19 protein-coding genes, 1 pseudogene and 1 riboswitch are annotated in these 21,842 nt (G+C 62.3%); of the genes and pseudogenes, 11 read left to right on the forward strand and 9 right to left on the reverse strand.

From position 1 onward, the window contains the following. The first annotated feature begins 2 nt into the window (after positions 1 to 2). The 6 genes from BH682_RS02905 to BH682_RS02930 all read left to right on the forward strand — a co-directional run bounded on the left by BH682_RS02905 (position 3) and on the right by BH682_RS02930 (position 7,668). Positions 3 to 1,586, forward strand: coding sequence for a hydantoinase/oxoprolinase N-terminal domain-containing protein (locus BH682_RS02905; RefSeq protein WP_065456208.1), 1,584 nt, complete (start codon positions 3 to 5; stop codon positions 1,584 to 1,586). After that, entirely contained in the window at positions 1,583 to 2,692 is a 1,110-nt protein-coding gene (locus tag BH682_RS02910) for a DUF917 domain-containing protein (RefSeq protein WP_075831998.1), read from the forward strand. The genes BH682_RS02905 and BH682_RS02910 overlap by 4 nt, the downstream gene beginning before the upstream one ends. A 6-nt stretch (positions 2,693 to 2,698) precedes the next feature. After that, positions 2,699 to 3,757 (forward strand): DUF917 domain-containing protein, encoded by a 1,059-nt coding sequence (locus BH682_RS02915; RefSeq protein WP_063315110.1) that lies wholly within the window; start codon positions 2,699 to 2,701, stop codon positions 3,755 to 3,757. Further along, positions 3,754 to 5,289, forward strand: a complete 1,536-nt coding sequence (locus BH682_RS02920) for a PucR family transcriptional regulator (protein WP_075832000.1) — start codon at positions 3,754 to 3,756, stop codon at positions 5,287 to 5,289. Before BH682_RS02915 ends, BH682_RS02920 begins: the two co-directional genes overlap by 4 nt. A gap of 60 nt (positions 5,290 to 5,349) precedes the next feature. After that, a riboswitch (SAM riboswitch) is annotated at positions 5,350 to 5,464 on the forward strand. 53 nt (positions 5,465 to 5,517) lie between these two features. Next, on the forward strand, positions 5,518 to 6,843 hold the full coding sequence (locus tag BH682_RS02925; RefSeq protein WP_003941108.1) for an aminotransferase class V-fold PLP-dependent enzyme: 1,326 nt from the start codon (positions 5,518 to 5,520) through the stop codon (positions 6,841 to 6,843). 210 nt (positions 6,844 to 7,053) lie between these two features. Further along, positions 7,054 to 7,668 carry a hypothetical protein gene (locus tag BH682_RS02930; RefSeq protein WP_003941149.1) on the forward strand — a complete coding sequence of 205 codons (615 nt, stop codon included), beginning with the start codon at positions 7,054 to 7,056 and terminating at the stop codon, positions 7,666 to 7,668. On the opposite strand, the gene BH682_RS02935 is transcribed toward BH682_RS02930, so the two are convergent. Next, positions 7,647 to 8,525 (reverse strand): phage repressor protein, encoded by an 879-nt coding sequence (locus BH682_RS02935; protein WP_050655932.1) that lies wholly within the window; start codon positions 8,523 to 8,525, stop codon positions 7,647 to 7,649. The genes BH682_RS02930 and BH682_RS02935 overlap by 22 nt on opposite strands. 143 nt (positions 8,526 to 8,668) lie before the next feature. On the opposite strand from BH682_RS02935, the gene BH682_RS02940 reads away from it, so the two are divergent. Next, a complete protein-coding gene (locus BH682_RS02940) occupies positions 8,669 to 9,667 on the forward strand; it encodes an alpha/beta hydrolase family protein (RefSeq protein WP_075835120.1) in 999 nt (332 codons plus the stop codon). After that, positions 9,660 to 10,871, forward strand: a complete 1,212-nt coding sequence (locus BH682_RS02945) for a saccharopine dehydrogenase family protein (RefSeq protein WP_075832002.1) — start codon at positions 9,660 to 9,662, stop codon at positions 10,869 to 10,871. Before BH682_RS02940 ends, BH682_RS02945 begins: the two co-directional genes overlap by 8 nt. Here the strand turns inward: BH682_RS02945 and BH682_RS02950 are convergent, their stop codons facing one another. Continuing rightward, a complete protein-coding gene (locus BH682_RS02950; RefSeq protein ID WP_042922749.1) occupies positions 10,872 to 11,216 on the reverse strand; it encodes a hypothetical protein in 345 nt (114 codons plus the stop codon). Positions 11,217 to 11,309: 93 nt separating this feature from the next. Next, positions 11,310 to 11,687 (reverse strand): hypothetical protein, encoded by a 378-nt coding sequence (locus tag BH682_RS02955; RefSeq protein WP_075832004.1) that lies wholly within the window; start codon positions 11,685 to 11,687, stop codon positions 11,310 to 11,312. Positions 11,688 to 11,750: 63 nt separating this feature from the next. Between BH682_RS02955 and BH682_RS02960 the strand changes: the two genes are divergently transcribed. Both BH682_RS02960 and BH682_RS02965 read left to right on the forward strand, forming a co-directional pair. Next, on the forward strand, positions 11,751 to 12,329 hold the full coding sequence (locus BH682_RS02960) for a CGNR zinc finger domain-containing protein (RefSeq protein WP_075832006.1): 579 nt from the start codon (positions 11,751 to 11,753) through the stop codon (positions 12,327 to 12,329). Between the two features lie 134 nt (positions 12,330 to 12,463). Beyond that, entirely contained in the window at positions 12,464 to 14,071 is a 1,608-nt protein-coding gene (locus BH682_RS02965; protein WP_075832008.1) for an ABC transporter substrate-binding protein, read from the forward strand. Between the two features lie 355 nt (positions 14,072 to 14,426). Here the strand turns inward: BH682_RS02965 and BH682_RS02970 are convergent, their stop codons facing one another. Then, a complete protein-coding gene (locus BH682_RS02970; RefSeq protein ID WP_075832010.1) occupies positions 14,427 to 15,929 on the reverse strand; it encodes an MFS transporter in 1,503 nt (500 codons plus the stop codon). Positions 15,930 to 16,087: 158 nt separating this feature from the next. Between BH682_RS02970 and BH682_RS02975 the strand changes: the two genes are divergently transcribed. Beyond that, positions 16,088 to 16,762, forward strand: a complete 675-nt coding sequence (locus tag BH682_RS02975; RefSeq protein ID WP_007727120.1) for a TetR/AcrR family transcriptional regulator — start codon at positions 16,088 to 16,090, stop codon at positions 16,760 to 16,762. Here the strand turns inward: BH682_RS02975 and BH682_RS36620 are convergent. From BH682_RS36620 to BH682_RS03000, 5 genes and pseudogenes are all read right to left on the reverse strand, one after another. After that, on the reverse strand, positions 16,752 to 17,045 hold the full coding sequence (locus tag BH682_RS36620) for a DMT family transporter (protein ID WP_232354237.1): 294 nt from the start codon (positions 17,043 to 17,045) through the stop codon (positions 16,752 to 16,754). The two genes, BH682_RS02975 and BH682_RS36620, sit on opposite strands and share 11 nt — an antisense overlap. 286 nt (positions 17,046 to 17,331) lie before the next feature. Further along, positions 17,332 to 17,709, reverse strand: a pseudogene (locus tag BH682_RS36625) (EamA family transporter); the annotation flags it as partial. A 630-nt stretch (positions 17,710 to 18,339) separates the two neighbouring features. Beyond that, on the reverse strand, positions 18,340 to 19,662 hold the full coding sequence (locus tag BH682_RS02990; protein WP_190287661.1) for an MFS transporter: 1,323 nt from the start codon (positions 19,660 to 19,662) through the stop codon (positions 18,340 to 18,342). Next, positions 19,646 to 20,173, reverse strand: coding sequence for a carboxymuconolactone decarboxylase family protein (locus BH682_RS02995; RefSeq protein ID WP_058227976.1), 528 nt, complete (start codon positions 20,171 to 20,173; stop codon positions 19,646 to 19,648). The genes BH682_RS02990 and BH682_RS02995 overlap by 17 nt, the downstream gene beginning before the upstream one ends. Positions 20,174 to 20,246: 73 nt before the next feature. After that, positions 20,247 to 21,677: an MFS transporter gene (locus BH682_RS03000; RefSeq protein ID WP_042452056.1), complete on the reverse strand. Its 1,431-nt coding sequence runs from the start codon at positions 21,675 to 21,677 to the stop codon at positions 20,247 to 20,249. Between the last annotated feature and the right edge of the window lie 165 nt (positions 21,678 to 21,842).

The raw sequence follows: 21,842 nt of genomic DNA on the forward strand, positions 1-21,842 counted from the left end.
CGATGCGAATCGGAATCGACGTCGGTGGTACGAACACCGATGCGGTCCTGATGGACGGGACCACCGTCATCGGGCATGTCAAACACTCGACCAGCAAGGACATCACCGGCGGAATCGGCGGAGCTCTGACGGCGCTGCAGCAGCAGCAGTACTCGTTCTCTCCCAGCGCTGTTCAAGCAGTGATGATCGGCACGACGCACTTTCTCAACGCTCTCATCGAGCAACGCGGACTTGCACCGACAGCGGCTCTGCGATTGGGGCTTCCGGCGACCGCGGCGCTTCCTCCGATGGTGGGGTGGCCGCGAGACCTGGTCTCCGCTGTGCAAGGAAGGCGCTACCTCGCTCACGGTGGGCACGAGTTCGACGGTCGTCGTATTTCGTCGCTGGACCCCGACGAGATTCGCCGCCATGCCGCCGATATGGCTCGCAGCGGTACTCGTTCGGTCGCAATATCTTCGGTGTTCTCTCCGGTCAATCTCGAATGCGAAGCGGCCGCCGCGGAGATCGTGCGTGAGGAACTCGGCCCGGACGTCGCAATTTCGCTCTCGCACGAGATCGGTCGAGTGGGTCTACTTCAGCGGGAGAACGCGACCATCATCAATGCTGCGCTGCGCGAGCTCGCCGATCACATCGTCGACGGTCTTGCCCGATCTTTGGTCGAGCACGGCATTGTCGCGCCGCTGTACCTGAGCCAGAACGACGGAACCTTGATGGACATCGAGTACGCGAGGCGTTATCCGGTGGCGACTTTCGCTTCGGGGCCGACCAACTCCATGCGAGGCGCCGCTGTGCTGTCCGGTCTGGCCAGCTGTGCGGTGATCGACATCGGAGGTACCACTACCGACGTGGGCGTATTGACCAACGGTTTCCCGCGAGAAGCCACCACGGAGGTGACGGTCGCCGGGGTACGGACCAATTTCCGTATGCCGGACGTCTTCTCGATCGGTATCGGTGGTGGTTCGCTGGTGGATGCAGACGGACTCACAGTCGGACCCGAATCTGTGGGATACGAATTGGGTTCACGGGCACTCGTATTCGGCGGTGACACGTTGACGGCCACCGACATAGCCGTCGCGGCAGGCTTGGCCGACGTCGGAGATCGCAGTGCGGTGGCGCACCTCGACCGCGGCCTGGTGTCGACGGCACTCGACCGGATCTCGCGCCGAGTCGCCGACGCCGTGGAACAGATGCGGACCACGTCGGATCCACTTCCCGTTGTGGCGGTTGGCGGGGGATCGGTACTGCTGGAGCGTGAACTCCCGGGCCTGGGAATGGTGATTCGTCCTGAGCGCTTCGATGTTGCCAATGCGATCGGCGCTGCGATCGCGCAGGTCAGCGGTGAGGTAGATCGAGTCGAAGCGGTGCGGGACGGGCACCGGCAGGTTTTTGCCGACGATGCTCGCCAGGAGGCGATCGATCGGGCAGTCGCAGCAGGCGCACGGCCCGAGTCGGTGCAGATCGTGGAGTTCGACGAGGTCCCGATTCCGTATCTGCCGGGCAACGCAACGCGTATTCGAGTGAAGGCAGTCGGTGACTTGGCACTGCACAGTGGTTTGGTCTCCACCGGTCAGGAGGGCTCACGATGAGTTGGACACTACGAACGGCGGACCTCGACGACCTCGCCAGGGGCGCAGCCTTGTTGGGCACCGGCGGCGGGGGAGATCCGTTCGTCGGCAAGATGTTGGTCACGCAGGCGCTCGGTGAGGCCGGTGAAATCACAATTCTCGATCCGGAGGAGCTTGACGACGACGCATGGGTGATTCCCGTCGCGCAGATGGGTGCCCCGACCGTCGTGGTCGAAAAGATGCCGCGCGGAACCGAACCCGAGCTGGCGCTGATCACGTTGGAGAAGCACACGGGTCGAACTGCAGATGCCACGATGCCGATGGAGTGCGGCGGAATCAATTCGATGATTCCGTTGCTGGTGGCCGCACGGCGCGGCCTGCCGGTTGTCGACGCCGACGGGATGGGACGAGCCTTTCCTCAGCTCGAGATGGAAACCTTCTCGGTGTACGGGATTTCGGCGAGTCCGCTCGCCATGGCGAACGAGCACGACGAGGTGGCGATCTTCGACACCAGAAGTGACAACAGCAGATTGGAGGGCCTCGCCCGCGGGGTGACGTCGAGGTTCGGTGGGATGGCGCACATCGCGCAGTACTCGATGACGGGTGCAGATGTGAAGCGGACGGCGATCCCACGGACTCTGTCGTTGGCCCTGACCATCGGCCGGTCCATCAGGCGTTCCCGTGAGCAGCGGGTGGACCCGGTTCAGGCGCTTGTCGACAGTCTCGCCGACACGCTCTACGGATACGGGCGAGTTCTCTTTCACGGCAAGGTGATCGATGTCGACCGGCGAACCGATGAGGGGTTCGCTCGGGGTTCGGTGCGGATCGCCGGCGTCGGAGACGAAGAGCTGGAAGTTCAGTTCCAGAACGAAAATCTGATCGCCGTGCAATCCGGAGTGATGGTGGCGATCGTGCCAGACCTGATCTGCATCGTCGAGGCCGATACCGCCGAACCCATCACCACCGAGGGCTTGCGGTACGGGCAGCGCGTTGCGGTCATCGGGATCGCGACCCCACCCATCATGAGAACCCCGGAGGCACTGGCGGTGTTCGGTCCGGCAAGTTTCGGACTCGATCGCCCGTTCCTGCCGGTGGAGACACTCGAGCAACCTGTACTGGCAGAATAGCGAGCCGTGAGCAGGCTGCACGCGGTCCGGGAGGCCGACCTCGACGCGATCGCAGCGGGGGCGGTGGTCCTGGGCTGCGGCGGGGGCGGCGATCCACGCTTGTTCGTGGAATTGCTGCGTCCACTGATGACGTCTACTTCGGTGGAGGTCATCGCGCCGGACCAGTTGCCGGAGGAGGCATTGGTGATGCCGGTGGGAATCGTCGGATCGGCCCTGGCCTTGGAGGAGCAATTGCCCTCCGGGCGTGAGTTTGCAGATACTGCAGCAGCTTTGACGCGCTGGACCGGGAAGCGTCCGACCGCGGTGATGACTTTCGAAGGCGGTGGACTCAACGCTCTCTCCGGCATTGCGGCGGCGTTGGCGTTGGGAATTCCCGTGGTCGACGCGGACCTGCTGGGTCGAGCGATGCCGCGGCTCGATCACTTCTCTCTCGCCGCAGCCGGGTTGGAATTGTGCCCGGTCACACTCGCCCAGCCCGGCGGCCTCATCACCGTCGTCGACGGAGTGGATGTGCTCGGCGCCGAGGTAGCAGTGCGGTCGTTGATCGGGAGAACCAGCGGTTGGGGCGCTCTGGCGATCGCGTCGATCGATGCGCGGACGGTGCAGGAGGCGTGCATTCCGGGAACTCTCTCCCGAGCATACGAACTGGGTCAGCACATCGGGGCCCTGGGCAGTTGGCAGGAGATCGCGGAGAGCTCCGGGGCCCTGGTAATGGGGACTGGCCGGGTGCGTGCGGTCCGTCGTAGTCGTCCGGACACCGGCGATCGTCGGGGCAGCGTGATTCTCGAACACGATTCTGCGGTGATACGAGTCGAATTCGAGAGTGAGTTCCTGACCGTCGCGTTGGACGGCGAGATGATTGCAACGTGCCCGGACATCGTGACGTTGCTCGACGTGCGGACCGGCGCCTTCGTCTCGTGTGAATCCGTGCACCAGGGGCACGATGTGGCCGTGTTGGTTCTTCCCGGTCCACAGTGGTGGGCGGACGAAGTGGGCAGATTGAAAGTTGTCGGCCCGCGGGCATTCGGGATCGACCACGACGCAGTGCTGATGGAGGCGCGATGAGCGCGAGTGTTTCGGCGTTGCTGAACAACCCGGCCTTTGTCGGGCTGTATCGACTTGCCGGGGAGGGTGATCCCGTCGTGACGACAGTGGGAGCACTCACCGGGGAATCGGCACAGTCGGCCGAGGCCGTGTCGGGTGCGGCGAGTTCAGGATCAGTTCTGGTGATTCTCGATCGAATCGACATCGGGGAGTGGAGATTCGACGCTCTCCTTCGGCGCACAGCGGCGACCGGCTGCCAGGTGGTCGCTGTGCACAGCGCTGCGGCGGAGGATGCGAATCTCTCGTTGCTTGCCGATCGGCTCGGACTGGTGGTGCTCGGCGTATCCGACCCGTGGCAGTTCAGCGTGGATCTTCGTGATCTTCTCTCGAATTCGCGGGCGGTGATGGCCGACGCAGTACTGCGGGCGACACACGCGGGCCAACGAGCCGGAGGAAGCGTCGAGAATCTTCTGTCGGTGCTACTGAACACCTTTCAGCGTTCATTCTTTCTCCTGGACACGTCCGGACGTCCGATGACCGGCGGCGACCTGTTGTCAGACGCTGATCGAGCAGCTGCCGGTATGTTGTCGGGTCGCGGGGCGCCCACCACGGTCGAATTGGACTCCGGCGGGGTCCTGATTGCGTGCCCGGTGATGTCCGGCGCAGCCCGAGAGCCCTGGCTGGCGGTGCTGCTCCCGGTGCGTCAAAGCGTCGAAGAGGCTTCTCTCTCAGTGGTTCTCGACGTGGCCTCGTTGGCTGCCGGGCACCGACTGGCCGTTGCGCGCATGGTCGACGAGCGTGAAGCGCGCCGGCGTAGCGCGTTGCTCGGTGAACTGATCGACACGTCAGCAGACGCCACACCCGGACTGCTCCGGCGCGCACTCGACGCGGGTTGGATGCTGGACGGATGGCACATCGGCATCAAAGTCCTGGCGGTCGGTGAGGTCGACCTGGTGGCAAGACGCAGCGAGGTTGCAGATGCTCTCGCCGCCGAGGGAATCGACGCCAATGTCGTGGAACAGGCTGACGGCTGGGCGGCGTGGACGACTCTGCCAGGCGAGCCGCGACCGGAGGCGATCACCAGGATCGCCGAGTGCATCCGTGCAGCTCAGGCCAGGTTGGAACCCACGATGGAGACCTGGGTAGGTGTGGGACGCGCACACGACGGTCCGGCTGGAATCGGTTCGTCGCTGTCGGAGGCCGGGGATGCCGCTCGGCTCGCCGGTTCCCGATCTCAAACAGGTCGATTCCTGCACGTGGACCGCCTCGGGCTGGCGCAGTTGCTGCTGGCGTGGACGCGAACCGACACCTTCCAGCCTGCGGCCGCGGCATTGCTCGCACCGCTACGCGATTCCAATGGAGAGTTGCTCGAGACTCTGTCGACGTACCTCGACGAAGAATCGTCTCTGGCTCACACCGCAACCCGAATGGGCTTGCACCGCAACACCGTATCGAGTCGGATCGATAGAATTCAGCGCCTTCTCTCGGTCGATCTGGCCGATCCGGAAACCAGGCTTGCGCTCCACCTCGCCTGCCGGACGATCGCGCCGTGACGACGGTCTTCGCAGCTTCGTCTTGACAAGCGCGGGAGGTTCCTGCCATCCTCGTTGCCAGGTCACGAGTACCAGTGTTCAGCCCCGGCTTGCTGGTCGGCAACCCTCCTCCGCGGTGGGGTGCTCCGGGTGACGACCCGGCTGCGTTCGAAAACGAATGCGGCAAGCGCGGACTCTTCCGGGGCCATCTCCCGACGAACGAGTCCTTGAACGTGAGGATTGTCTTCGATGACTGCTGTATTGAGTGCCGACACCTGCTGCACCACCGCGATTGCCAAGGTTTCGGGTGCCGACCTGCAGGTTCCATTGGTTCAGGGCGGCGAATGCTCCTACGCCAACTTCGACTACGCGGCCAGCGCGCCGGCATTGGCCCAGGTCACCGACCGTATCGCCGAATTGTTGCCCACGTACGCCAGCGTCCACCGCGGTGCCGGCTACGCGTCCCGGATCTCCACGCTCACCTACGAGAACGCTCGTGAATCCGTTGCTCGTTTCGTGAACTGTGCCGACGATCAGGTTGTCGTCTTCACCCGGAACACCACCGATTCGCTGAACCTGCTTGCGCAGTGCGTCCCCGGCAGCACCGTCGTCCTCGACGTCGAGCATCACGCAAACCTGTTGCCGTGGAACGACGCTCGTATCGTCACCGCCGCAGACACCATCGAAGAAACGATCGAGCGTCTGATCGGTGAACTGTGCACCAAGCCTGCCGCGCTGCTCGCAATCACCGGGGCCTCCAACGTGACCGGTGAGATCCTGCCGATTGCACGTTTGGCTGACATCGCTCACCGTTGCGGCGCACGTATCCTCGTCGACGCTGCTCAGTTGGCTCCCCACCGTCGCATCGACCTGCAGGAATGCGGCGTCGACTACGTAGCGTTCTCGGGCCACAAGCTGTACGCGCCCTTCGGCGCCGGCGTTCTCGTCGGCCGCCGTGACTGGCTCGACGAAGCTCAGCCGTACCTCGCCGGCGGCGGCGCCGTGCGTGAGGTGACCATCGAATCCACCGAGTGGGCTTGCGCGCCCGCACGCCACGAGGCGGGTTCCCCCAACGTGCTCGGTGCGGCAGCCATCGCGACCGCCTGCGAAACCCTGCACGCCCTGGACTTCGACGTGATCGCCGAGCATGAGAAGGCGCTCACCGCCCAGCTCACTGACGGCTTGTCCGCCATCGAGGGCGTCTCACTCGTGCGACTGTGGAACGACGCTCCCGACGCCGTCGGAATCGTCACCTTCACCGTCGACGGATTCGAAGCGGGCGAGATCGCCGCATTCCTCTCCGCCGAGCACGGCATCGGAGTTCGCGACGGTCGCTTCTGCGCACATCCGGTTCTCGCGCGCCTCGGCCTCTCCGGCGGTGCAGTTCGCGCCAGCCTCGGCCTCGGTAGCAGCTCGGACGACGTGACGCGGTTGGTCGACGCCGTGAACATCCTGGTTTCGAATCAGCGTGATTGGAAGTACGCGAAGACGGCAGGTGCGTGGAACCCTGTGCCCGAGACCCGCCCCTTCCTCGGAGCCGCAGACGACAATGCCGGCGCAGCCGAGTGCGTCTGAGCTGAGCTCGGTCCCCGAAAACTCGAACGGACAACTAGCATGGCAGCCATGGCACCAGCGGATTTTCCCGCCACCCCTTCGAGAGTGAGCATCACTCTCGGTCAGTGGTGCCGTCGCCATGTCGATCTGTGCCGCACCTCTTCAGGAATGTGTTCGAGCTGACGATTCGTCTCGCTCATCCTATACTTTTCTGATTTTCGGAGGTCTCACATGTCTTCACTCGCTTCGCATTCTCTGCACGTAGCGGTCGAGTTGACCGGATCCGGTCACCATCCGGCCGCTGAGGGCGCACCCGGCAACCTGCCCATCATCGGCGGCGACTACTGGGTGGACCTCACCGAGGGTGAAAAGGCTCTCGATTTGGCTTCATTCCCTACCAATGTGGTTCGGATTCGCGCTGCGGATCTGCGTGAGGCACAGCTCGAACGCGCACGGATACGCGCTGCCGTCGCCGAAGAAGGACGCGATCCCGACAGCGTCGCAGTGCTGGTCGATCTCGAGATTCTGATCGCGCCGGAGGCTCGCTCCGCTCGTAAGGAGCTTGCGCAGTTGGACAGCGCGTTGACCTCGCCGCGGGTTCCCGTTTCGCTTCATTACGTCGGAACGCCTTCCGGTCTCGGCAGTTTGATCGCCGATATCCGAGCTGCGGAGGTCGCCGACGGCGTTACGTTGCTGCCTCTCGCATTGCCTCGCACGCTCGAGCATCTGGTGGACAGCACCATTCCGTGGCTTCAGGATCGCGGACTTGTCACACCGTCCACCGCAGTCGACGAGGTTCTCGGGCGTTTCGGACTGCCGCCCCGTCAGCGCACGCTTGCGTCCTGATCGTCACCGATTGCATCTGCGTACAGGTGGAACAGCGACGGTAATTCGTCGGCACCGTCCACCTGTGCCAGAAGCGTCCAGCACTGCGCAGTGATCGACCGAGCCCTCGTGCCGATCCAGTTGGTGGGCAGTAGTTCCGGCGGCAACAGCGGATCCGGTTCCATGGCTCGCGTGAATTCCGCCGCGAGTTCGATGGTCATCGTGACAGCATCGGTACCCGGACTGTTCTGCAGTTTGTGCAGGCGTGCGGTCGCTACGTCGAGTAGCCGTTCGTATCCGTCAGCGATCTGGTCCAGTGGCCACAACTGCGCGGCAATCTTCACGGGGTCTTCGAGAGTGCCCACTTTCAGATCTCGAGTGGTGAGAGAAGACAGGTGCTGTTCGACGTCGAGTTCGGCGGCCGCATCGCGAATATACGGTTCCCAGGCGTGCGGCGAGACGTACAGACCGCCCTGGACGAGCGCGCCGCCGAGGTAAACGACCCTGGTGCGCAGCGCATCTCGCGCTTTCCGTGACGACTCCGGAATTGCGAATCCGGCCAGGTGCCAATACCCGTCCCACGGCGTCACAGTGTCGCGGTCTTGTCGATAGGCCAGCCGAACGAATTCGACGTCGGGTTCCATCTCGCGCAGGGCTTTCGGCGTTGCTCGTAGCGTGGCCTGCCGCCCGCGACCTTCCTGAGTGAACTTCCCCTCGGTGACCAACCGCTTGATGCACAGCCGAACCTGTTGATCAGTTTTGCCGAGGGCGTCGGCGGTGGCATAGAGGGTGTGCCCGTCGACAGTTCCGTCCGTGCGCAGTAGCCCCTCGATCAAGATCCTCGTGGGTACATCGACGTCCCTGTCGGTCATCGCCATGTCCTTTCCTCGCTTCTCGACATCTTCGCCCACAACTGTACTATCGAATGCAATACGATCGTTTCAAATTCGTACGTTAGGGCGGGAAGATGGCAGCGGAATCGATGAGCGAGGGCAAGAGTAAGCCTCGTTTACGCAGGTGGATGGTTACTTCCCTGGCGGTGGTCGTTGTTCTGATCGCGACTCTGGTGGGCTGGACGCTGTACCAGAACACCTATGACATCCGTGAGGAAAAAGTGACGATCACCGGGGGATCGGTGCCGCTCCAGGGAGTCCGTGCACTGCCCGAACACGGTGACGGTCCCTTCGGGCTCGTGGTTTTCGTCCACGGAGACGGCCCGGTCGATGCAACACATGAGACGTTCTATCGACCGGTGTGGGAGGCGTTCGCAAAGGCGGGGTACGCGTCACTCTCCTGGGACAAGCCGGGGGTGAATGGGGCACCGGGCAATTGGCTCGACCAGAGCATGGACGATCGCGCGGCAGAAACGGAAGCGGCAATCGAGTGGGCGCGGGGACGTTCGGATATCGATCCGTCTCGGATCGGTCTGTGGGGTGCAAGCCAGGCAGGGTGGGTGATGCCCAAGGTGGTGAACCTCGACCCGGACGTAGCGTTCGTCATTGCCGTGGGTCCCGCGATCAACTGGCTCCAACAAGGCGAATTCAATACCCTAGCCGAACTTTCCGAGAGAAATGCGTCGGCCGACGAGTTCGAGAAAGCGCGGGTCGATCGTGCGAAGAACTTGGATCAGTTGGCCCGTGATGCATCGTTCGACGATCTCGTGGCCTCCGGCGAGGCCGACGGTCTCACCGAAGACCGGTGGAACTTCATCCGAAAGAACTACCTCTCGGATGCGCGAGCCGATCTCGAAACCGTGAAGGTTCCGGTGCTCTTGATCATCGGCGGACAAGACGTCAACGTCGACGTGGCTGATACCGAAAGGGTGTATCGCGAATTGTTGGACACTCCAGGGCAATTGGTGGTCAAGAAGTACCCCGACGCTACGCATTCGATCGTGGACAAGGATCTCGAAGACTCGGAAGTGAGGTCCGCTCTGGTGGCCGTCCTTGCTCCCCGTTCGATCTTCGCTCCCGGCTATCTAGCGGATCAGACTGCATTTTTGGAGGGAATTCATGGCTGACGGAATCACGGTTGTCGCACTGGGTGGTGCCGGTGCCATGGGCTCGGCAGCAGTTCGTCTGGCCGCAACATTGCCGGGAATCGGCAAGGTAGTAGTCGCGGATCGCGATATCGATGCTGCGAAGCGTCTTTCAGTTGAACTGGCGCAGGCGTCAGCGGAAGTCGAGGCGCGCAGCATCGACGTCACGGACGGTCGCACGCTACGTGAATTGCTTGACGGCGCAGACGTGGTCGTCAATACGGTCGGACCGTTTTTCCGTTTCGGCGTCGGCATTCTCCAGGCAGCGATCGGGACCGGGACTCACTATCTCGACATCTGCGACGACTGGGAGCCGGCCGTCGAAATGCTGGAATTGGACTGTGCCGCGAGGGGAGCCGGAATCTGTGCGGTAGTCGGCATGGGCGCAAGTCCCGGGATGAGTAACCTCCTGGCCGCGATGGCAGTCTCGCGATTGGACGTGGTCGACGATCTGTATACAGCCTGGCCGGTTGATGTCGAGGGCGAGGACGAGTCGGTGGACACATTGAGTGCAGCCGCCGTTCACTGGATGCAGCAGATCAGCGGCCAGGTTCCGGTGGTTCGTGCGGGGCGAATCGTCAACGAAGAACCGTTGCGTTCCATCGCACTCGAACTGCCCGGCGGACGTCGGGGGAACGCTTACGTGGTCGGGCATCCGGAGCCGGTGATGTTTCATCGGACCATCAATCCTGCGGGGCATTCGGCAAATCTGATGGTCATCACACCGGAAACCGTGGCGTTTCTCGACGTTCTCCGCGCCGACATCGACAAGGGGAGAATCGATCTCGACTCGGCCGCTGAAGAATTGGGCAAGCCTTCGCTCGGACGGATGATCCGTGCTGCGCCTCGAATGCTCACGCGCGCCGGCCACGGATCCCTGCCGTTGTTCTTCGCCTCGGCGACAGGAATGTTCGACGGAAGAGCGATGCGCGTCGTGGCCCGGATTGCAGACGATTCACCGGTGTCGGAGTTGCTGTCGGACATGGCCGGTGCAACCGGAATCCCCTTGGCGCTCGGCCTTGCTCAGGTGGTGTCCCGGCTCGCCGACGGAACGATTTCGGATCGGATCGGTGTGCACTCACCCGAGAGCGTCGTCGACCCGGAAGTTCTGTTCACTGCGCTGGCGCGGTTGTTCGATCGAACCGACTGGAGTGAGATCGTCACCGTCGAATCCGAGTTCCGCTAGTCAGTTCGCGGCGTGTGATCCGATGCGACTGCGGATTTCGGTCTCGACGCGATCGGCGTCCTTGGGGCTGAACGAAGGCGATCCGTGGCCGGCGAGAGTGAGTACCACCGCGGTCTCCTTCCACGGGCGTGAAAGATCCAGGCTGTACCACGAGCTGAAATCTGTTGTTCCCCAGATTCGTAGGCGTCCGCTCAGCCATGACATGACTCCGAGGTCGACGGATTCGATCTGCGAGTACGGGACGAACTTGCTGACAAACGGGAAGTAGTAGTGGCGGATCGTGACGCCCTGATCGTCGATCCGGACGGTTCGGTCCTCGTAGATTGTCGATGTTCCTGCACTCACAGTGATAACCCGGTTCCTGCTGGTCGATGCTCTCGATGGCTGCCTGAAAACCAACCATACAGTCTCTATTGGGACAGGCTGCGAGCGCGGGCGTCAAGCGCTGGTGGGCCTTGAGACGACGAGATCGCTTACCGCGATCTGGGCATTGCCGATTGCCGTCTGAACTGGTTCGCAACTGCTCGATGCTCGGGCGAGCGCAAGAACTGCGGTGAGCAGGGCGGCGTCGGGCTCTCCTTCGAACGGTCCGCTCTGGACATCGAACTTTCCAGCTCGCAACTGCTTTCGGGCGTTGATTCCCAGTTGTGAAATGACCTCGTCCATCGCGGTCAGGCATTGGGCGAGCGCTCCGATCGACCAGTAGAGATCGGCTGCAACGACGGGTGCCCCCGACGCCACGGTGCCGGCGCGGCGTAATCGGTTGTGGGTGTCGAGGAGTATCTCGGGCAGTCCGTGGTCTGCGCAGTGTTCCATCCCGCCGCCTCCGTAAGGTGTAAAGTTAGGTTATTCAATTACGGTAAAGCAGGGAGGTAAGGGATGCAAGTAGTTTTAGACGATTACGTATCCGGTGCGTCGTTTGCGACGGACCTGGTCAACACCTCACCCCGAGTGTGGGTGGAGGCTGGTGACGCGTTGCCAGACTCCCAGACGCTTCAGGATCTACTGAGTGAACACGGACTCTCGCCGGACGCACTCCGCAACGGACGCGGGCCGACCAGCGGTGAACTTGCGGACGTTCAGGGGCTCAGAGAGGAAATTCGTTCGGTTCTCGATGCTCCGACTGCCGGCGAACTAGTCGATCGCACTCATCGACTCCTGCAGACCGTTCCGCATCACGTCCGACTCGTGCCTGATGCCCGGTCCGACTATCGATGGAATGCGGTACCGGACAGCAGAATCAATCTCACCGGCGAACTTGCGCTGTTGATCGGCTACTCGTTGCTGGGGACTCTGCGCACATTGGGGTACGAACGATTCCGCCCATGCGCCTCGCCGACGTGCAACGGGGTGTTCGTCGATACAAGCCGTGGAGGGCGACGCCGCTACTGCATGCCGGCGTTGTGCGGCAACCGAATCAACGTCGCGAATCACCGTCAACGGCAGCGTCGTACTTAGCGTCTGCGCTTGCCCGGTCGATAGTGACAATCGAACAGAGTACGGCCGACTGTATGGGGAACTTCAACGAGATACAGACCACGTCAGTCCCGCACGATTGTCGCCATGGCAACTCCTAGTAGATGGCGGCTCGTATGAAAGCCCGTTCTGTCTCCGCGACAGCAGTTATCAGCGTTGGCGTTTTCACCCTGGCCGGGTGTGGCGGCGCATCCAGTCCCGAAGGTTCAGTCGGTGAGTATGCAAAGGACGGCAGTTTCACGACTGTCATCAACGCCGATCCCGGAAATCTGCACCCTCTGATCACCAACCTTACGTCGACTCAGATCGTGAACGCGTACTCGTACGATTCGTTGATCGACATCGACGCGCAAACACGCACTGTGCGTCCCTATCTGGCGGAGAGCTGGAGTGAAGAAGGGAACACGCTGAAGTTCGTGCTCAAGAAGGGCATCACTTGTGCCGACGGCACTTCCTTCACCGCACAGACCGCGGCCGATGACATCAACTGGGTCATGGATCCTGAAAACGCTTCACCGCTACGCGGATCCACTGTGCCGATGTCGACTTCGGCCTCAGCGGACGGTGACGAACTGACGGTGACTACCGCCGAGCCAGCGCCCTTCCTGCTCTCTCGAATCGGCGCGTTGCGGCTTCCGTGCGCTGCGACGCTCGAAGATCCGGCCAGCATCCGTTCGAGTAGTAACGGAACGGGTCTGTTCAAGGTCACCGAAGTTGTTCCGAACGATCACATCACGATGGAACGCCGCGACGGTTACACCTGGAGTCCGAACGGCGAGACCACGTCCGACACTCTCGGAGTGCCGAAAACAGTGACGATCAAGATTGTCACCGATCCCAGTACGACGGCGAATCTTGTTCTCACCGGCGGAGTGAATGCCGCAGCGGTCACCGGTTCGGACGAGGAACGAGTCTTGGCCGCGGGTCTGGATTCGAAGACTTACACCACGTTGTCCGGCGAGTTCATCTTCAATCATTTCGCGGCCCTACCCACGGCAGACCGTGCTGTACGGCAGGCCCTCGTGCAGGCAGTAGACCTGGACGACTACACCGAGATCACCACCGGCGGTAAAGGAACCCGCGCACGCGCCCTCGCGGTTTCGGAACCCCTTGCCTGCGACTACAACAGTGTTGAAGGAACGATTCCCGAGTTCGACGTCGACGCAGCCAAGAAGACCTTGTCCGACGCAGGTTGGAAGGCGGGGGCCGACGGCGTCCTGACGAAGGACGGGCGACCGCTTGCCCTCAACGTGATTTTCAACAACTCACGCGATACGAACTCTGCCGCCGCGGAATACGTGGCAACACAGTGGGAAGGACTGGGCGCGAAGGTGAAACTGACCGGCGGCGACTACAGTTTTGTCATCGCCAACACATTCAGCACCACCGACCTGTCGTCGTGGGACGTTTCCATCGGTTTGACGCTGGGGAGTGATACGCCGAGCATCTTTGCCAAGTACTTCACCGGCCCGCCCAAACCTGAAGGAGTGAACTTCGCTTCCCTCGACAACAAGAAGTACATCGAATTATCTACTCAGGCTTCGCTTCTTCCCGGTGACGAGTCCTGCAAGGTCTGGGAGGAAAGTGAGCGGGCATTGTTCAAGGACGTCGACCTGCTGCCGGTATCCACGACTCCCGCTCACATGTTCTTCAACGGGGCAACGTCGATCTATCCGCCATCGAGCGGAATCCTTCCGGGCTCGGCGATCCGTGTCCTGAAGTAGGACCCTCGGCAAACGCTCACTTTCGGGTATTGATCATCCGAAGAGCAAACCGAAATACCACCGCAGCACCCGCACCTGCAGCCAGGCCGGCGACGACATCGGCAAGAAGGACACCGACGCCTATGCCCAGGACGGCAGCGGCGGCGACAGCAAGGGCTACGTCAGCACGAGGAGCGGCGATCGCGGCATCCTTTCCCCGAGTATCGAACGAGCACCCATCTCAACGGAGCATGTCACGAAACTGTCGTCCGCAGGTGTATCAACAGCAAAATGTGTGAAACGCGTCGGCCCCGACGGAGTTGGACTCCGCCGGGGCCGGGCTGTGTGTACAGCGCAGTGTGTATTGCGCGCTGGCTCAGTGTGTCGGAACGGATTCCTTCGACGTGGTCGGGGACGTATCGGTGTGCTGGCTACCAATCTCCTTGCGGGAGTTGGAGCTGTTGAACCGAGGAAGGAAACCGGCCAGGACGAGTGCGACGACGGCGGATCCGGCAGCGAGGGCCATGACGACGCGGAAAGCGTTCTCCGACGGCAGCGTTGCCCCACCGATGGACATGGTCATCTGGGCGATGACGACACCCGCGATGGCGCTGGCGAATGATGTACCGAGGGAGCGCATCAGGGTGTTGAAGCTGTTGGCTGCACCGGTCTCGGACGGAGGAACAGCCCCCATGATGAGAGCGGGCATCGCGCCGTAAGCCATACCGGTACCGGCGCCGATGATCACTGCGATCACGATCAGTTCCCAAATCGAGTGCATGGCGAAAATGCCGATGCCGTAACCGATTGCGACGACAACGGCGCCGAGCATGAGCGTCACCTTGGGGCCGTGCGAATTGGTGATGCGTGAGGACAGCGGAGAGATCAGCATCATGATGATGCCGGAGGGAGCCATGACCAGACCTGCGGTGAGCATCGAACCGCCTAGGCCGTAACCAGTGACTTCAGGCAACTGGACTACCTGGGGAAAGACCATGCTGGCGGCGAACATCGCGAATCCGAACACGATCGATGCGAGGTTGGTGAAGAGCACCTGGCGGCGGATGGATACGCGTAGATCCACCAGCGGCTTGGGGGTGCGTAGTTCCCACCAAGCCCAGAATCCGAATATCAGGATCGCGGCGCCGAACAAGGAAAGCGTGAGCGTGCTCGTCCAACCCCAGTCGCCACCCTTGGAAATGGCCAGTAGTAGAGCGATGAGGGCGGCTGAGAGCGAGATTGCCCCACCGAAGTCGAACGTGCCACCTGTGCGAACCGCCGATTCGGGGACCAGGACGACAACAAGAACGGCCGCAAGAGCGCCGAGCACGGCTGACGCCCAGAACAGGACGTGCCAGTCGGCGTACTCGGCGATCAAAGCCGCGATCGGAAGCCCCAGAGCGCCACCGACTCCCAGCGAAGCGCTCATCATCGCAACAGCGCCGGCGAGCTTCTTGGGCGGAAGTACATCGCGCATCACACTGATACCCAGCGGAATGACGCCGGCAGCAAGGCCTTGCAGGATTCGGCCGGCAACGAGGGGGATAACGCTCGAACTGAGGGCTCCGACCACCGAACCGGTGACCAACAGCGCCATGCTGATCAGGAGTAGACGCCGTTTGCCGAACATGTCGCCCAAGCGGCCCATGGTCGGGACGGCGACGGCGGCGGCGAGCAGCGTGGCGGTCACAGCCCACGCGCTATCGGACGCCGGCGCGTTCAGGTACTCGGGCAGATGCGGGATGATCGGGATGACCAGCGTCTGCATGAGCGAGACGACGATGCCGGAAAACGCCAGAACAGCCACCACTGCGGTGGTGGCTGGCGACTTCGTTGTCTGTGGCGGCGTTGTCGGTGGTGGAGAAGTGGTTGACGACATTGCGGTAACTCCATCGGAGGAAGAACGAATAATGGTTTAAGTCAGTTGATTGAACTAAAGTTAAATCAAGTGACTGACTTAACGGAAGGGTGCGCCTCCGATCGTGACCAATATCTCCGGTGCCGAGCAGCTTCGGATGGTCGAGGATGATGGTGCCCATGACTACGAGGACTGAGGACGCGTCGGCCGACGTCGGCGGCGCCGCAAATTCCGCGCGCTCTGCTGCAACCCGAGACCGCATTCTCGCCGTCGCCGAGCAGTTGTTCGCCGAGCACGGTGTCTTCGCGGTTTCGAACCGCCAGGTGAGTGAAGCGGCGGGTCAGGGCAACAATGCAGCCGTCGGATACCACTTCGGGACCAAGACCGATCTGGTCCGCGCGATCGTGAACAAGCATTCCCAGCAGGTCGAGAAGAAGCGTGGCGAACTGCTGTGTGAGATCGAAGGGTCCACAAACGTTCGTGACTGGATTTCGTGTCTGGTTCGGGCGTCGACCGATCACTACGCCGAAATGGGTGGCCCGACTTGGTACGCGCGGTTCAGTGCACAGATTCTCACCGACCCGGTCCTGCGGAAAATCGTCTACGACGAGGTACTGGCCTCGCCCACCCTGCAGGAGACGCTTCGGGGACTCTCTGACTGTCTGGCCGACATGCCGATGAGTGTTCGACGCGCCCGCGCGGACATCGGACGCAATGCGATCGTGCACATGTTCGCCGAACGTGAGCGCACGCTTGCCGAAGAGGGGCCGGACGCGGTCACGTCATGGGAGGACTTCACGACCGACCTCGTCGACGCGCTGGTCGGACTTTGGACGGCTCCGATCAGCCGCTGACCGGCCGTTTGTCCGCGCTAGCCGCCCGCCCCGGGGCAACCCTGCGGGATGGATCTCGCGTCGGCGGAAGATCCAGGAGCAAGCCGACTCCGGCAAGAATGACGACGAGCCCGCCGACGAGCGCGAAGGTGACAGGTTCGTTCAACCACAGCACTCCGATAGCTGATGCCGAAATCGGAACGAGAAGAGTGACTGCGGATGCCGCGACTGGACCCGCCTGACGAATTATCCAGAAGTAGACCAGGTAGCCACCGGCGGTAGCCCCCAGCCCCAGGGCTACCACGGCGATGAGTGGGCCGACGGTTATGGGCCCCGGTGGGGGCGACGGCGGACACCGGCACCAAGAGGGCGACCGCGGCAAGTTGCTGGCCGAGGGCCAGCGTCAGGGGTGGAGTGTCCTGGAACGACTTTCGTGCGTAGACACCTCCGACTGCGTACAGCAGCGCCGCGGTCAAAGATGCGCCAATGGCCAGCATTGCGCGACTGTCGATCGCTGACGGAATTCCGCCGACAAGCACCGAGACGCCGACGATGCCGATCGCGACCCCCGAGAGTTTTCGCCAGGTGATCTTTTGTCGAAGCCAGAAAGCGGCGACGAATACTGTGAACATCGGAGTCGTGGCATTCAGGATCGACGCCGTCGACGAGTTGAGGCCGACGATCGCAGTTGCGACAAGTGTCAGGGGCCCAGCGACGTTGAGGGCAGCCAGCAGTAGGAATGCAGGAAACCGATGACGGACCGCGCGCCAGGTCGATCTGCTGGAAGCAGTTATCAGCGCGAGAACCAACGCTGCAACAATGAAGCGGCCGTGCGTCGTGCCGACGGCGCCGAGAGTTGGTGCTGCCACAGCAACCAGAGGGAACGAGCTTCCCCAAAGCATGCCGACCAACAGCAAAGCTCCAACTACGGCGAATCGGCTGCTGCCGATTGCTTTCCAGTTCTTCATTGCTCCTCTTCGTCGACGACCTCGCGGACATGGATGGTCGATACTAGACCTACCCTATACCCCCAGTAGGTATATGGTTGGCTGTGTCATGATGCTGCAGGCGAGCGGGGATCCCGCGACGGTATATTCCCTCTCCCACACTGGTTTATGCGGCGATGTGTCAACTGAACGCACCCTTAGGTTCAGTCAAATATACCTATAGGGGGTATGTTGGCGGTTGTATCGGGTTCGCTTTGCGGGCCGCATCCGTCCCGCAAAAGAACAGGAATCCCAATGAGCAGTTGTGGCTGTGGCAACACCCCGAAGTCTGACGCCAAAGGCGATGTCGGCGCTGTCGGTTCGGCGATGCCGACCGGTGGGAAAGACCTACTCACCGCTGGCAGTAGTGAACTCGTCGAATGTCGGGTCATGCCCGGCAGCGTGATCGAGAAGGTGCGTGCCGAAGCGGAAGGCCTGTTTCGTGACTTCGAAGGTAATCGGTACTGGTTCTGCTGCAGGGGATGTGGACCTCGGTTTGACGCAAATCCCAGGAAGTATGCCGACGTGAGTTGAGTGAAAAGTGGTGGTGCAGGCGATGGCTGCACCACCACTTTCGTTGTAGCCCTGTCGGGGGCAGTCGGACCGTCGACATCAGACGGCGCGAGCGCACGCGCACTGGGCAGCCGTCAAGGTGCATTCGCCTCGCGTGGTTTCGTACGTCGCCTGTCCGGGCAATTCAGCAACTGTCTCCCGAGGCCAAAGTGCAAATCCTGCAACGGTTCCCACTGCAGCAAGCGCTGCAAGGATGCTCCAGGTGACCGCAAATCCCGCGCTCGAACCAACCCATCCGGCGATCGGATAGGTGACAAGCCAGGCGAGGTGTGACAGGGAGAACTGGGCTGCGAATACCTCCGGTATACCTGCGGGTTCGACGGAGCGCCGAAGTACTTTTCCGGTCGGAGTGACGATCATGGCCATCCCGGCGCCGACGAGCGCCCACACTGCGGCAGTGAGCATCCACGTGAATACACCGGCCACGGTGAGGGCTGCTGCCGCGCCGGCGCTGACGACCAGGACAACGGAACCTGCTGTCATCACAGTACGTTCAGCGGTTCTGTCGAGAACGCGTGGAAGAAGCAGCGCGGTCACCAACGTGCCGGTGCCTGACGCGGCAAGCATCCACGCCACGTCGGATTGGGTTCCACCGAGCTCGTCGCGGACGTAGTTGACGGTGTTGACCACCACGATCGATCCGGCTGCTGCCACCACGAGATTGAGTGCCATGATGCCGCGCAGTCGCGGCGTGGTCACGAAGATCCGCATCCCCGACGCGATCCGATCCCACGCCTTGCGGTGAGTACTTCGGCGAGCGTTGGGGATTCGGGTGGCCAGCACGAGCAGTGCCGAGACGGCAAAGCCCACGGAGGTGGCGACGAACAACAGGTTGAATGTCATGAAGGACAGAGCGACTGCGGCAAGAACAGGGCTGAGCAGACTTTCCATCGTGTAAGCGACCTGCGATGCCGACAGCGCGCGGGTGAAATCGGCCTCGTCGGTCACGATGTCAGGGATGACCGCTTGGAACGTGGGAGTGAACGCTGCCGACGCAGCTTGGAGAACGCCCACCAGCACGTAGATGTGCCAGATCTCGCTGACGAAGGGCAATGCGATCACGACCGCTGCGCGAATGGCGTCGAGGACAACGAGGAAAGCCCGTCTCGGCAACCGGTCTACGTACGCCGCCGCGAGTGGAGCGATCACGACGTACAGGGACATCTTGATCGTCAGCGCGGTGGCCAGCACGGCTCCGGCGCTCGGTCCGGCGAGTTCGTAGGCGAGTAGACCCAGGGCAACCGTCGCCAACCCGGTGCCGAACAGCGCGATGATCTGGGCGCTGAAGAGCAGGCGATAGTCGCGAATCAAGAACAGACGCAGGCTGTTCCGTTCCGGTGCGGAGTTAGCGATCCGGTTCATCTGGTTTCACTCCCGCGACAAGATTGAAAGCTCCGGTCAGGACATTGAGGGCGACGATTCCGACTACGTCGGCGATCTCGCGATCACCGTAGCCGTGCGCTCGAAGGCCCGTGATGTGTTCGTCTGAAATCGAGGCAGGCTCCCGATAGACGCGAAGCCCGAGGTCGATCATTGCCGCGATGGCGGGATCGGCCGAGGTGCCCGCGCGGGCACGCTCGATCTCGTCCGCCTCGACGCCGTTGGCGTGCGCGGCGGCGACGTGGGCTTCGAGGCAAACAGCGCAACCTTGCTGGACCTGCACAGCGATAGAGATTCGCTCGGTGATCTTGCGGCTCAGTTTCGCTCGCTTCATTGCTCGGCTGAGTTGCAGATAGCCGCCCAGCACAGCGGGCGAATGAGCCATCGCCGCGACCATGTCACCGACCTGACCGTGACGGTTGACGAGTTCGGCGAGAAGGTCTTTCGATGCACCGACAGCGGTGGTGGGCGTGAGAGATGCAAGGCGCGACATAACGAGTCCTAAGTGGTTCCGCCGGTGGTGGGTTCGGCTGGTGACAGCCGGCCGAACCCACCACCGGAGTTGGTCAAGAATTGACGGTGGATTGAACGGTTCGAGGATCGTCGACCTTGGTCGACCGCATCACGATCGCGGTGATTGCTGCGCCAACCACTGCGATGGCGGCTGCTCCGAGGAACACGGCGGAGAAACCGTTCGTCAACTCCGTCAGGTCGCCGAGTTGATCAGCGCCGAACACTGCTGCGATCGCGGTCATCACCGCGAGGCCGACAGCCGAGCCGACCTGGTAGCTGACGTTGACGATGCCGGAAGCCAATCCGCCCTCTTCCGGGCGTGCAGCCGAAATCGCCGTACCGAGTGAGGGAATGAACGCCAGCGTCATACCTGCCGCAGCCACGAGCGACGCCGGCAGTACGTCGACCCAGAAGTTGCCGGTGGGCCGGATCAACGACATCCAACCCAAACCGATTCCCAGTACCAGCAATCCGGTCACGATCATTGCTTTTGCGCCGAAGCGCGCCATGGCCCGTGGTGCCACGACGACCATGCCGAGCATGACGAAGATCGTCATCGGCAGCAGCGCCGCACCGGCCGGGAAGGCGCTGTATCCGAGCACTTGCTGCAGGTACAGGTTCAGGAAGAACCACATCGGTATCCAGGCGGCGCCGAGCACGAGCTGAGCGATGTTCGCGGCACCGAGGTTGGGCGCCTTGAAGATTCCCAGACGCACCAGAGGTTCCCGACGCTTCGACTGGATCAACACGAATGCACCCAACAGAGCGGCCGAAACGGCGAGTGCCAGCCACGTCTGCCCGGATCCCCATCCGACGTCAGGTGCTCTGACGATGCCGAAGACTCCGACAGCAAGACCTGCGGTGACAGCGAGTGCGCCGAGGAAGTCGATCGACCCGGTACGTGCCGGTGCGTTCGGCATCAGGAGGGGAGTAGCGATCAGTGCGATGACAGCGATGGGAATGTTGAGATAGAACACCCAAGGCCAGCTGGTGTATTCGGTGATGACGCCGCCGAGGAACACGCCGGCCGTACCGCCGGCCGGGGCGGCAGCGCCGTAGATGGACAGCGCCTTGGTCATTTCCTTTTGTGTGCTGCCGAACAGCATCATCAGCAAGGTGAGCGCCGATGGTGCGATGAGTGCGGCGCCTGCGCCCTGGACTGCACGGCCCGCAAGTTCGACGGCGACGTTACCGGCGGCACCGGCGACAACGGAACCGATCAGCAGGATCAGCCAACCAGCAGAGAACACTCTGCGGGCGCCGAACAGGTCGGACAGGCGGCCGCCGAGGAGGAGTAGCCCGCCGAACGCGATGACGTACGCATTGAAGACCCAGGTCAGGCCTTCTTGGGAAAAGCCGAGATCGCTCTGCATCTGGGGGAGAGCGACGCCGATGATGGAGGTGTCCATGATGACCATGAACTGAGCGGCGGCGATCAACGCCAACGCCCACCACTTACGGGTGGATTTCGGTTGTGTGGACATTCTGAGTTCCTTACCTGTACGGGGTATAGGTGATGCTTGTGTGGTCAAGGGGTGTCGTAAGCGGGCCTGGGTGACATCGGCGCAGCGCTTCGTTGGGGTGCACGGGGAAATGCTGCTCTTGGAACTCATTCGGCCGGCGCTCTGCGTAGATGCGCATCGGATCTC

The organism is Rhodococcus sp. YL-1, assembly GCF_001942025.1.
Lineage (GTDB): Bacteria > Actinomycetota > Actinomycetes > Mycobacteriales > Mycobacteriaceae > Rhodococcus_F > Rhodococcus_F qingshengii.